Raw genomic sequence first — 12,821 nt, forward strand, 5'->3', positions numbered from 1 at the left:
ATAATTAAAGTCAGTAGTAATCAGCTTAATCTATAAAGTCTGCATTTTGTTTTAATGCGAGATGATATTTGGGCTAAACATCTAAGCAATATATAATGAATTCAGTACTTCAACACGATCTCAATGATTTCGAAAACATACTTAATCAGGTAAAACAACAAGGAATAGATTTTTTAAATAATATCGATAGTATTCCCACTTCCAATAAAAATACAATTGATCCAACGCGAGATTTAAACGAATTAGGATTAGGATCGTTAGTTGCTTTAAAAGAATTTAATGAGAGATTAGCACCTTTGATGGTTGCTTCTCCCGGACCAAGATATTTAGGGTTTGTAACCGGAGGTTCTACACCAGCTTCAATTGTTGGAGATTGGCTGACAACTGTTTATGATCAAAATACACAAGCTGTAAAAGCGCAGGGAGGAGTTTCTGCTTTAATAGAATTTGAAACGATCAATTTGTTGTTGCAATTACTAAACTTGCCTAAATCATTTTCAGGTGGATTTGTAACCGGAGCAACAATGTCTAATTTTACTTGTTTAGGTGTGGCAAGACAATGGTTTGGTGCTCAATCAGGGAAAGATTTTGCTAAAAACGGGATATCAGAAACGATAAATATCCTAACTGCAACACCACATTCATCCTCGATAAAAACATTATCGATGTTAGGTGTAGGCAGTAATAATTACACGACAATTAAAACCATAGAAGGCAATCGTGAAGCAATTGATATTGCTGATTTAGAACAGCATATTCAAAATTTAAACGGAAAACCTTTTATCCTTATTTCAAGCGCCGGAACTGTGAATACAGCAGATTTTGATGATTTTGAAGCCATTTCAAAACTTAAAGAAAAATACAATTTCTGGTGGCACATTGATGCTGCATTTGGTGGTTTTGCTGCTGTTTCGGATAAATTTAAACACCTTGTAGAAGGTTGGGAAGGCGCAGATAGTATTACAATTGATTGTCATAAATGGCTGAATGTACCTTATGAAAGTGCTTTTTATTTAATTAAAAAAGAACATATGAATCTTCAGGTAGAAACTTTTCAGAATTCTAATGCTCCGTACTTGGGAAATCCGCTCGAGAATTTTAACTATCTGAATGTATTACCGGAAAACTCCCGCCGTTTGAGAGCTTTACCGGTTTGGTTTTCTTTAGTTGCTTATGGAAAAGAAGGTTTTCAGGATATTATAGAGAATAGTACTGCACTGGCTTTGCATTTTGCAAATGCACTTATCGAAAATGATAATTTTGAACTTTTGGCTCCAATTCGTCTCAATAATGTTTGTTTTACTTTAAAAGGAAATCAGAATCAGGAAAAAGTTTCTGCTTTTTTAACTCACTTAAATGATAAAGGAAAAGTATTTATGACGCCAACTGTTTATCAAAATAAGAAAGGAATAAGAGCGTCTTTTGTTAATTGGAGGACAACTGAAAACGACATTAAAATAATTATAGAAGAATTAATCGCAACACTTTCTGATTTGGATTTGTAGTATAATTTTTAAACTTTCTGAATGCCTGCTGACTGTGTTAGCGGGCTTTTTTATGTCTTGAATTTAAAATTTACTTGAATTTTAGCTTTAAATTTTAACTTTTTAAATACTATTTATTAAGCAAATCTTAAGATAGAATTAATTTAATCTTAAAAATCATTTCTTTTTTTACTAAAAAAGCATTTAAAAAGTTAATTAGTATTCTTATTTAGAATAATTAAATATAAGTTGCAAAAACTGTTAATAGAAGTTAATTTTGTGCCAAATTAATTTCAACTTCAGGTAATGCAAATCAAAAGAATATTTCTCTTACTCTTAGTTCTTGTAACTTCAATTCAAGGTTTTTCTCAAAATAAAAAATTAATCTTAACGGGAATCATTTTAGAAAATAATGGTAAACCTGCCGAAGGTGTTTCTGTAGCATTAAAAGGAACGGCTTATTCTACTTTAACAAATGAAAAAGGAGAGTATGAAATAGCAGCAGAACCAGGAAATTATGTGTTATCTGTTAGTTCTGTTGGTTTTAAATCCAGACAAACAAAGATTAATCTTCAATCAGACCAAACTGCTCCAAGTATAACTATCGAAGAAGATATGGCTGCTCTGAATGAAGTTCAGGTAACTGGAAAGTCTAAAGTAGAACGTGTTCGTGAACAAGCTTTTAATGTTGCTGCTGTTGATTTGAAAATGGTTCATAATAGTTCTCAGGATTTAAATCAGGTATTAAACAGAACAACAGGTATTCGTGTTAGGGAATCCGGTGGAATGGGATCTGATTTTAAATTTTCATTAAATGGATTTTCAGGAAATCAGGTTAAGTTTTTTATGGATGGTATCCCAATAGACAGTTACGGATCTTCTTTTACACTAAATAATATTCCGGTTAATCTGGCAGAACGTATTGAGGTTTACAAAGGTGTTGTTCCGGTAGAATTAGGTAGTGATGCTCTTGGTGGTGCTGTAAATATAATTACAAACCAATCTGTAAAGCGTTATGTTGATGCATCTTATAGTTTTGGTTCATTTAATACACATAAGTTAGCAATTAACACCCGTTTTAGTGGTAAAAATGGTTTGGTTGCCAATATAAATGCTTTTGGTAATTATTCTGATAACAGTTATAAGGTTGATGCGAGTGTTGCTGATAAAAACGGAAATTTTGGTCCGGAACAGGCTTATAAACAGTTTCATGATGGTTATCAATCAGCTGGGATTATGGCAGAAATAGGAGTAAAGAATAAATCATATGCTGATTATCTTTTATTTGGAATGATGGTCTCTGGCAATAAAAAAGAAATACAAACCGGAAGCACAATGCAAAGAGTTGTAGGTGATGCTTTTAAGGATAGTAAGGCTTTTGTTCCTTCTGTTAAATATAAAAAAGACAGCCTTTTTACTAAAAATTTGTCTGTTAATTTAGCGGCATCTTACAGTATCGTAAATAGTCGATCTGTAGATACTTCTTCTTACAGATACAAATGGGATGGAAGCCGTACTATAGAAAATTTAAATAGTGGGGGAGAAATAACCCGTGAAAAAACGCTTTATGTTTATGATAATCATTCGCTTCAGACGAATACCAATTTTAAATATGATTTAAATGAACAGCAGTATCTTGTGTTGAATCACTCTCTTGTTGATTTAACGCGTAAAGAAGACGATGAGTACAGAACAATTACAAAACCTGGTTCTCCTACTTTAAATAAAAATATTTTAGGTCTTTCTTATAATCTGGCAGCATTTGATCGAAAATTATCTTTTATAGCTTTTACTAAAAAATACTTCTTAAAAAGCAGTATGATGGTCGTAAAAGATGATTATGCAGAAACCAAGCAATACGATGTCTTAAAAAATTCATTTGATGATTTGGGTTATGGAACAGCTTTAGGTTATTTTATTACTGGCGAAATACAGGTTAAAGCATCTTATGAACACGCTTTTCGTTTACCTGCAGCCGAAGAAATGTTAGGTGATGGTTTACTTATTTTGCCAACGCCGGGATTAAAACCAGAGTCCAGTGATAATTTTAATGCAGGATTTGCTTTTAAGAAAGCATATGAAAAACACTCATTTGGCTTTCAGGGAAATTTTATTTATCGAAATGCAAAAGATTACATACGAATAAAAGCACAAGGAGCTCAATCTCAGTTTGAAAACATTGCAGACGTAAGAGTTACCGGTTTCGACGGCGCTTTTCATTACGGTTATATGAACTGGCTGACTTTTGAAATAAACGCTACACATCAAAAAACTATTGATACCAGAAAATTTGATCCGGCCGGATCTAATATCCCAAATGCTTTAAAAGGTGCTCAAATAGCAAATGAACCAATTTTTTATGGGAATGCTAATTTAGGCTTCAACTTTAGAAAAATCAGAACTTCTGATGATAATCTAACCGTTAATTTATTCTCCAACTATATAGCTGAATACTATTTAGTATCAACCAAAAACGGATCGCCAGACAGTAGAAGAACAATACCGGAACAATTTACACAAAGTATTGCTACGGCTTATGTGTTTGGGCAAGGAAAGTACAATGTGGGTTTAGAATGCAATAATATTACCGACACAAAAGTATATGACTACTTCAAAGTACAAAAACCAGGAAGATCGTTTACAATCAAATTCAGATATTTTATAAACTAATTAATAATTTTTTAAATTTAAAACAATGATAACTAGAACTAAAACACTTTTAGCTTTATTCATACTATCAGCAGTTACATTTTCATGTAGCAATGATGATTCAGCGCCTGTAGAAGATCCGGCTGATGTAAGTTATGTACTTGCCTATCAAACAACTGATTTTGACACCTACATTTGGCAGTTTGAATCTACAGATGAACTTTTGACTGGAACAATCAATATGGTTGGAAAAGGAATCGAGCAGCCAGCAAGTGCAGGTGTACCTGTAGCGAATACATTTTTTGCCCTTTCTGGAGAAAATGAAGGTTCTGTTGGTTATTTCCTAAATACGGATGGTAAATTAGCAACAAGTAATCATGTTTTTACAGGAGATACTTATGCTTACGGAACTACAGATGATAATAAATTAATTTTGGTAAACTCTCCTTGGGATGCCAGTTCAACACAAAACGAATTAATTTTATATGATCCGGCTACTACAAGTATTACAAATCGTGTATTTGATGATTTCGTTTTACCTAACGGACATTTTTTATGGCCTACAAGTGTAAATGTATCAGGAAATAGAGTTTTTGTATCTACATTTGAACGTGATGCTAACTGGAAATTGTATCAGGAAAATGCAGTTGTAAAAGTTTATGAATATCCTTCTTTAAAATATGTAAAAACTATTACAGATACTCGTACAACAGCTATTGGGCAATATTATACTAATACAGGAATGGTTCAGACAGAATCTGGAGACATTTATACATTCTCTTCAAATTCACGTACGGCAGGTTATACTGCAACAGCTTCTCACTCAGGAGTTCTTAGAATTAAAAAAGGACAATCAGAATTTGATTCTACTTATTTCTTAGATATGGAAGCAAGCAGTCTTAAAGGAAAAGTTGTATCAGCTTATCCTGTAGGAGGCGAAAAAGTATTAATCAATTATATTCCTTCGGATATTGATGCAGCACAAGGAAACTGGAGTTTCTTAAACTATGGTACCTTTAAATTTAAATCTGCTATAGTAGATCTTAATTCAAAAGCAATCACGGCAGTTACAGGATTGCCTGACCATGCGGGAGATAATTATTATGGTTTTGGAAGTGCTTTTACAGAAAACGGAAAAACATACAAAAGTTTTGTAACAAACGATGAAGGACGTGTTTACCAAATCGATGTTAATTCAGGCGTTGCTGTAAAAGGAGCTCTTATTACCGGAGGTGTAAACTTACCTGCAATTACAAAATTAACGAAGAAAAAATAAGAAAATAAATTCTGATTTTTTTTATCAAAAACTACCATATAGTCAGTGCTGTTAAAATGCTGATTATATGGTTTTTTAATAACAGCTGGATTTGCCAGCATGCCATTAATTCGAAATAAATATGAGCCTGATCAAAAAACAAAATTCCAAACCTCCAAACAAACAAAAATCACGTTTTAGTAAAATCAATGCCTGGCTTCATTTATGGCTTGGACTTGCTTCAGGTATAATTGTATTTATTATGGGAATTACAGGTTGTCTTTTAGTTTTTGAACAAGAGATTAAAACACTAACAGCACCTTATTTGACTGTCGAAGCACAAAGTCCGGATAAATTATTGCCGCCTTCTAAAATTTACGAAGCAGTTCATAAAGCATTACCCAATAAAGAAATTCACGGAGTTTGGTATAATGGTTTAGATAAATCAATTAAAGTCGATATCGAATCGGATTCGTTGATTTATGTAAATCCGTATAACGGTAAAATTACCGGAATGGCAGATCATGAAGACTTTTTTCATATTATGGATGAAGGCCATCGTAATCTTTGGTTAGAGCGTGATCTTGGTTCTCAAATTACGGCTTGGGCAACTTTTGTTTTTTTCTTTTTATTAATAAGCGGATTGATACTTTGGTTCCCTAAAAAATGGAATAAGACAACCAGAAATAGTAGTTTTAAGATAAAATGGGACGCGAAATTCAAACGTCTTAATTATGATTTGCATAATGTCATGGGTTTTTATACGCTTATTTTGGCTATGCTTATTGCCTTTACAGGAATGTTAATGAGTTTTCATTGGTTACGGGAAAGCACGTATTGGATAAGTGGAGGCTGGGCCGATAAAAAAGAAAATAAAGAACAAGTTATTGAGGTTAAAAAAGATTCTTTATCGCAACAACAATTAGATAAGTTGGCTGCTGCCGATTTTATCTGGAAAAAGGTAAGAACCGAAATTGCGAAGGAAAATAAAGAAGCAGTTATCATTCATTTTCCAGACGACCCAAAAGAAGATATTTATGCCTGTACAGATATGCATAGAGGAGTTTGGAGAGATTTATATTTTGATCCTAAAACACTTGAATTACTTTCTAAATCTCAAAACTATATCAGTGACGAACGTTTTTCAAAATGGTTAATGCGATCTAATTATAGTCTTCATATTGGCGCAATAGGAGGATTGCCTACAAAGATCATTTATTTTACAGCCAGTTTAATATGTGCCAGTTTACCCGTTACCGGATTTTATATCTGGTGGGGAAGAAAGAAAAAGCAAAAAACGAGAGTTTAAAACCTCGTTTAATTTTACTTATTTATTATTAGTTAGTTTCTTAAAAGTCTTTTGTGAGAAGTGCAACTTCTTCAAGAGACTTTTTTTTGTTTAAAAAGTAAAGTATTAATTCAATACTAGTTGTATTTGAGTGATTTCCGTTTGCCATACTGAGCGAAACCTATTTGTCAGACTGAGCGAAGTCGAAGTCCCGCAAAGTGATTCAGTACACGGGACTTCGACTTCGCTCAGTCTGACATCCGTTCAGTCTGACATTGTATAAACATTACAATGAAATAAAAACAGCGTAAATCCATTTAAATCGGTATCATCCGCGTGCAATTTAACCAAAAACAGAAAGAGCCTGCTAACTACAAACAGACTCTTTTCCATCAAAAAAAAACAAAAAACAAGGAAACTAAAGATCCAAATATTAGATTCTATACGTAAAAGCTATTGTAGCAATTCGATTATCAAGATCATATCTTTTATTGATATTTGTTTGGGCTAAAACTGAATTGATGTGAAAATTATTGGTATTAAAAATGTCTGTAATATTAAGTTTGATATTGCCTTTCTTAGAAAGAACCTGTTTAGATATTCCGATACTAAAATCAAAGAAAGGATCTCTTTCATAAATACCCAGATTTGATTTCGATTGATATTGTGCATTTGCTTCGGCTTTCCAGCTTTCTGTTATGGTAAAAGAGTTTTGAACGCTTAAATTCAAAGTAACAATTGGATCAATTTTGTCCGTGTTCACAACATTGCCCATAAATTTATTTTCGAAAATATTAAAAAGCGTGTTTACAGACCACCATTTATAAATTTCATTTGTGTTTGTAATATTTGCACCATAATTATACGATTTATCAACATTAATTTGTGAGGTTACTGTTGTGTTATTATCAGGATTGTAGACGTAAACTTCAGTAAATACATCTTTAGTTTTACTAAAGTATAATGATGCCATAAAAGTACTTTTCCAGGCATATCCAATTTCTGTTGAATGTGTGATTTCAGGAACCAAATTTGGATTTCCTTGTGAGTAATTAAAAGAGTCATCATAAAAACGAAACGGATTTAAATCGAACTGACTTGGTCTGTTAATTCTTTTACTGTATGATGCGTGTAAAGAGTGATTACTATTCAATTCATATTTCATGGAAACACTTGGAAACCATTTTAGATAATCATCTTTATGCTCTTCATTTAAGGTTTTCTGTAAAATATTTATAGCCGTATATTCTGAACGTAAACCACCCTGAATGTTTAATTTTTCCATTTGATATTTATAGTTCGCATAAGCAGCATAAATTTGCTCTTTGTATTCAAAATGATTGGTCGAATTAAGATCGATAATCCACTGGTTGTTCTCGTTGTATTCATAAACGGATGGATTATCATTGTTTTTTACACTAGCTTTAAATCCCCATTCTATAGACTGCTTTTCTTTTAGCGGATTGGTAAAATCAACTTTTCCGGTAAAAACCTTCAATTGAGACGGGATAAAACCTCTTCGGTCATTAATATTAGCTGTACTTGTAGCATCTATATTCGTGGCACTTTGAAACTGATTCGATCTGAATTTTGAAGTTTCATATTCAAAATCAAATGAAATATTTTTTCCTTCGGTATTAAATTTATGAACTCCGGAGAAAGCATAGGTATAATCGTTCCATTTTTCTTTGCTGTTATTATAGGTCGAAGCATCAAATTGTACCTGATCTAAGTCATTAAGCAATGTGTTTCTACCGTTGGAAATATTTTGATAACGACCAATTTTTGCGTCAACATACACTTCTAAATTTGTTTTAGGAGAAATCTCATAAGTTGTTCCTACTTTAAAATTATTAGATGTCAATGGTTCATCAGTAGTTGCCGTTTGATGATTTTTAGTTGAAATAGTTTGGCGTGTTGCATCCGTATATTGATTTTGATCGAATTCTTTGCGCTCTTCTTCGCCTCTAAAAGTGTAGCTATAGTTTCCGTAAACCCCAAACTTTTCTTTGTTGTAACTTAAATTTACGCCAGAGTTTGTTCTGTTTTTTCGTCCTCGTCCGTAATTTGTAAAAACAGTTCCTTTAAGTCCGCCTGCATTTGGTTTTTTTAAAACGATATTAATAATTCCGGCTTTTCCGGTTGCATCATATTTAGATGAAGGATTTGTAATTACTTCTATTTGTTTGATATTAGATGAGGTTGTCGATTTTAAGTAATTCGCCAGTTCTTTTTGCGAAAGCTGTGTTAATTTTCCATTTATCATCACACCAACACCTTGTTGCCCTCTAATAGACAATTCGCCGTCCTGAGAAACTACAACTCCCGGAGCGCGCGATAAAACATCTAAAGCAGTTCCGCCTTCAGAAACAATACTATTTTCGACATTAAAAACTAATCTGTCTGATTTTTGAGTGTATAAAACTTTCTTTTTTGTGATTACTATTTCATCTAAAACATTGATAGAAGTTTCGACAATACTGTCCGTTTCTTTTTCTGTCTGCGAATATCCGTAGACCGAAAATGCGAGCATAATAGATGTTAAAAAATTCTTCATGATATCTGGATTTGATTTTTTGTTGGAGTAGGAGTCTTAATGTAGAATGGAATTCGAACGTATTTATTTAAGAAGCTTTTTTATTTTAAAACAATACTTTCCAATTTGTCAGAAAGTGTTTTTCGGAGATGCAAAAAACGGCTTAATAGCTTCGAAAGATAGATTTTGATTGAGCTGAGTGCGGAAAACATTACAGTGGTATTTGAAGTTTCAGTTTTCAAATATAATACTATTTATATCAAGTCTAAATAAAAATAGTTAAAATTTGTATGCTAAAAATGTAATAATTTGATAACTAGTAATTTCTGATTTAGCAAAAAATCAGAAATTATAAATAAACGCAGAGTTTTAAGATAAAAGCCCTAAAAATATAAGGTTTTTTGCATCCGGAGAATTAGACACACAAATAATATATACCATAAAAAAGCCAATTCTTTAAAAAATAAAAAGAATTGGCTTTTTTATGAAAACTGAAACTGAAACTGAGACTGAAAACTGTGACTTTATTTAGTAATTTCTCTAAAAACAGCTTCCAGGTTTTTATTCTTTTGATTGAGTTGTAATGTTTTTAAACCATTTGCGTTGGCAAAATCAAAAATTGCAGGACGCATATCTTTTTCAGCAACAAAAGTTAATTCCCAAGTCATATCATGAATATTTCTGTAAGAAGTAATGTTTTCAAGCCTTGCTAAAAGTTGTTCTTCGATTTGATAGTCAAATTCTACCTCGATTACTTGTTCTTTATCTTCAGATACTAAATGATCTAATTTTTTGTCAGCAACAATTTGTCCTTTGTCAATAATTATGACACGATCACAAATTGCTTCAACTTCCTGCATAATGTGAGTCGATAAAAAAACGGTTTTATCTTTCCCTACATTTTTAATAACGTTACGTATTTCCATTAACTGGTTCGGGTCCAATCCAGTAGTTGGCTCATCCAGGATTAAAACATCCGGATTATGCAATAAAGCATTCGCAAGTCCCACACGCTGGCGATATCCTTTAGAGAGTTGTCCAATTTTTTTATGGCTTTCCGGTGTCAGTCCTGTCAGTTTGATAACTTCTTCAATTCTTGATTTGGCAACTTTATAAACATCGGCATTAAAAGCCAAATACTCACGAACATACAAATCCAGATACAACGGATTATGCTCCGGTAAATATCCAATAGATTGCTGAACTGCTTTTGCATTTGTCATGACATCATGACCATTTACAAGGGCTGAGCCGTTATCTGCCAATAAATATGTGGTCAAAATTTTCATTAAAGTAGATTTTCCTGCTCCATTTGGACCAAGAAATCCAACGATTTCTCCTTTTTGAATAGAAAAAGAAATTGAATTTAGAGCTTTTTGAGTTCCGTAACTTTTTGATATGTTGTTTACTTCTATCGACATGAATATTTATTTGTTACAAAAGTAAACAGAAATACGCTCGATTGCTACATTTTTATCTTTTAAAGAAATCATAAAAAAAACTTAAAGACCAACAGCTACGGCACCGTTATTGTTAAAGGAGTATTAAATTAAAAAATAATTTATAATGAAAAAAATTTTACTTATTCTTGCTTTAGCTACTTTTGGCTTTGCAAATGCACAAAAAGGAACAATCTTAGTTGGTGGTAACATCGCATTTACTTCTGAAAAATCTGAATTTAGATTTAGTGAAGAAAAAACAAATACATTTAGCTTTTCTCCTAAAGTTGGTTACCAATTTACTGATAACTGGACTATTGGTGGTGAATTTACAGTAGCATCTTCTAATCAAGATAACGGAACTATCGAAGAAAAAACAAATGCATTCAAATTAGGAGCATTTGCACGTTACTCTGTGCCATTGAGCCAGACTTTTGCTGTTTTTGCTGATATGGGTGTAGGTTTTCAAAACCAAAAATACAAAGAATACGGTCCAGGAAATGCTTACGCAAGATCTACTGCAGATGGTATGTATATTGGTGTAACTCCAGCTCTTTTTATCAACATGAAAAAAGGTTTTGGTCTTAACTTCAGTATTGGTGGTTTAGGATACGAAACATTAAGTTATGATAACAACGGTGCTGATTACAGTAAGTTCTACTTTAACTTTGGTCAAACACTTAACATTGGAATTTCTAAAAACTTCTAATCTTAGTTTATATTCAATTTCAGAAAAGCATCAGCCACGGCTGATGCTTTTTTTGTGATTAGCATTAAGATTTAAATTTTTAACCAGGCTTATTAATGTCTATTTGTACTATTTTTTCTACTTTAATAAAATGTTATCAAATGGGTTGTGCTTCAATATTGGTATTTTAGTTGTTGACTATATATAAAATTTAAAACAAATATTATATATGAAAAAAATGCTACTTATTCTTGCACTAGCTACGTTTAGCTTTGCAAATGCTCAAAAAGGGACAATCTTAGTTGGTGGAAACATCGGATATTCTTCTCAAAAAAATGACCAGCCAATCGCTGAATCAAAAACAAATACGTTTGAGTTTTCTCCAAAAGCGGGTTATCAGTTTCATGATAACTGGACAGTTGGTGCTGAATTTACGATTCAGTCTTCAAAAACTAATAACGGAGGAGCAGAAGGTAAATTTAATGCTTACAAATACGGTGCATTTGTACGTTATACAGTTCCTTTAAGTGAGACTTTTTCTGTTTTTGCTGATCTTGGAGCTGGCTTTCAAAATCAAAAAGACAAGAATTATCAGAATGGATCACTTGTTGCAGAGAGTAATGCAAACGGTTTATACACAGGAATAACTCCGGCTCTTTTTATCAACATGAAAAAAGGTTTTGGTCTTAACTTCAGTATTGGTGGTTTAGGATACGAAACATTAAGTTATGATAATAACGGTGCTGATTACAGTAAGTTCTACTTCAACTTTGGTCAAACACTTAACATTGGAATTTCTAAAAACTTCTAATCTTAGTTTATATTCAATTTCAGAAAAGCATCAGCCGTGGCTGATGCTTTTTTTGTTTTTAGTACTGAATACTTCTCATAAAAGGTTGCGTGATCTTTGCTTAATTTACCTGAATCTTAAAAGAAATTGTATCATTAATAACTGTTTTGTCTTTATCATTAAACTCATATTTAACAACAGCTCTTATTGTATTAATTCCTTTTTTGATTAATAATTCTTTTACTTCAATACCTGTTTGAGATGTTTTTTTGAATGTTCGTTTAGCTTTTGTATTGTCTATATCTAAATTTTCAATTTTAAGGCTACGTTTAGCATTAGGAATATTAGCTATTAAATATTGCTGTTTTAAGGTGTCTCCAACTTTAAGATGTTGCTCAATTTTTGTTTTAAACTCTTCAGGATTTGCGATTTTATATTGATGAATTTCTATTAGCGGTAATCCTTCATAGCTTTTTATATTTCCAAGTTTATCATAACGAATTAAGAAATCAAGTATTCCAAAATCATCGTACATAAGGTATTTTATAACCTTGCCATTTGGATAATTATAAATGCTTTCTTCTGTAATCTTACTATTTATCCTATAATGAATTGATTCTCTAATACCATTATCAAAGTAATAAATACTTTTTCCTTTTATGTGTCCATTCACAAAATTCCCTTCCGCTATT

The 12,821-nt window shown here is 32.1% G+C and carries 9 protein-coding genes; 6 read left to right on the top strand and 3 right to left on the bottom strand.

What is annotated here, in order from left to right:
* Nucleotides 1-95: 95 nt before the first annotated feature.
* The 4 genes from BXU01_RS11560 (at nt 96) to BXU01_RS11575 (ending at nt 6,697) form a co-directional block, all read left to right on the top strand.
* Nucleotides 96-1,505 carry a pyridoxal-dependent decarboxylase gene (locus BXU01_RS11560; protein ID WP_083693359.1) on the top strand — a complete coding sequence of 470 codons (1,410 nt, stop codon included), beginning with the start codon at nt 96-98 and terminating at the stop codon, nt 1,503-1,505.
* Nucleotides 1,506-1,790: 285 nt separating this feature from the next.
* Nucleotides 1,791-4,154: a TonB-dependent receptor gene (locus BXU01_RS11565; RefSeq protein WP_083693360.1), complete on the top strand. Its 2,364-nt coding sequence runs from the start codon at nt 1,791-1,793 to the stop codon at nt 4,152-4,154.
* A 25-nt stretch (nt 4,155-4,179) separates the two neighbouring features.
* Nucleotides 4,180-5,409, top strand: coding sequence for a DUF4374 domain-containing protein (locus tag BXU01_RS11570; RefSeq protein WP_083693361.1), 1,230 nt, complete (start codon nt 4,180-4,182; stop codon nt 5,407-5,409).
* Between the two features lie 121 nt (nt 5,410-5,530).
* Nucleotides 5,531-6,697 (top strand): PepSY domain-containing protein, encoded by a 1,167-nt coding sequence (locus BXU01_RS11575; protein WP_083693362.1) that lies wholly within the window; start codon nt 5,531-5,533, stop codon nt 6,695-6,697.
* 412 nt (nt 6,698-7,109) lie between these two features.
* Here the strand turns inward: BXU01_RS11575 and BXU01_RS11580 are convergent, their stop codons facing one another.
* A complete protein-coding gene (locus tag BXU01_RS11580; protein WP_083693363.1) occupies nt 7,110-9,233 on the bottom strand; it encodes a TonB-dependent receptor domain-containing protein in 2,124 nt (707 codons plus the stop codon).
* A gap of 503 nt (nt 9,234-9,736) precedes the next feature.
* Complete coding sequence (gldA, locus tag BXU01_RS11585; RefSeq protein ID WP_083693364.1) at nt 9,737-10,633, bottom strand: gliding motility-associated ABC transporter ATP-binding subunit GldA; 897 nt, start codon at nt 10,631-10,633, stop codon at nt 9,737-9,739.
* Between the two features lie 145 nt (nt 10,634-10,778).
* Here gldA and BXU01_RS11590 point away from each other — a divergent pair, with 145 nt between their 5' ends.
* Both BXU01_RS11590 and BXU01_RS11595 read left to right on the top strand, forming a co-directional pair.
* Complete coding sequence (locus BXU01_RS11590; RefSeq protein ID WP_083693365.1) at nt 10,779-11,360, top strand: outer membrane beta-barrel protein; 582 nt, start codon at nt 10,779-10,781, stop codon at nt 11,358-11,360.
* A 208-nt stretch (nt 11,361-11,568) separates the two neighbouring features.
* Complete coding sequence (locus BXU01_RS11595) at nt 11,569-12,150, top strand: outer membrane beta-barrel protein (protein WP_083693366.1); 582 nt, start codon at nt 11,569-11,571, stop codon at nt 12,148-12,150.
* Nucleotides 12,151-12,250: 100 nt separating this feature from the next.
* Here BXU01_RS11595 and BXU01_RS11600 read toward each other — a convergent pair whose 3' ends face one another.
* Nucleotides 12,251-12,802: a hypothetical protein gene (locus BXU01_RS11600; RefSeq protein ID WP_123774024.1), complete on the bottom strand. Its 552-nt coding sequence runs from the start codon at nt 12,800-12,802 to the stop codon at nt 12,251-12,253.
* Between the last annotated feature and the right edge of the window lie 19 nt (nt 12,803-12,821).

This window comes from [Flexibacter] sp. ATCC 35103 (genome assembly GCF_001975985.1).
Taxonomy (GTDB): domain Bacteria; phylum Bacteroidota; class Bacteroidia; order Flavobacteriales; family Flavobacteriaceae; genus Flavobacterium.

Coding starts and splice junctions, on each gene's coding strand:
- BXU01_RS11560 (WP_083693359.1), top strand. CDS start 96: ATGAATTCAGTACTTCAACACGATCTCAATGATTTCGAAAACATACTT.
- BXU01_RS11565 (WP_083693360.1), top strand. CDS start 1,791: ATGCAAATCAAAAGAATATTTCTCTTACTCTTAGTTCTTGTAACTTCA.
- BXU01_RS11570 (WP_083693361.1), top strand. CDS start 4,180: ATGATAACTAGAACTAAAACACTTTTAGCTTTATTCATACTATCAGCA.
- BXU01_RS11575 (WP_083693362.1), top strand. CDS start 5,531: ATGAGCCTGATCAAAAAACAAAATTCCAAACCTCCAAACAAACAAAAA.
- BXU01_RS11580 (WP_083693363.1), bottom strand. CDS start 9,233: ATGAAGAATTTTTTAACATCTATTATGCTCGCATTTTCGGTCTACGGA.
- gldA (WP_083693364.1), bottom strand. CDS start 10,633: ATGTCGATAGAAGTAAACAACATATCAAAAAGTTACGGAACTCAAAAA.
- BXU01_RS11590 (WP_083693365.1), top strand. CDS start 10,779: ATGAAAAAAATTTTACTTATTCTTGCTTTAGCTACTTTTGGCTTTGCA.
- BXU01_RS11595 (WP_083693366.1), top strand. CDS start 11,569: ATGAAAAAAATGCTACTTATTCTTGCACTAGCTACGTTTAGCTTTGCA.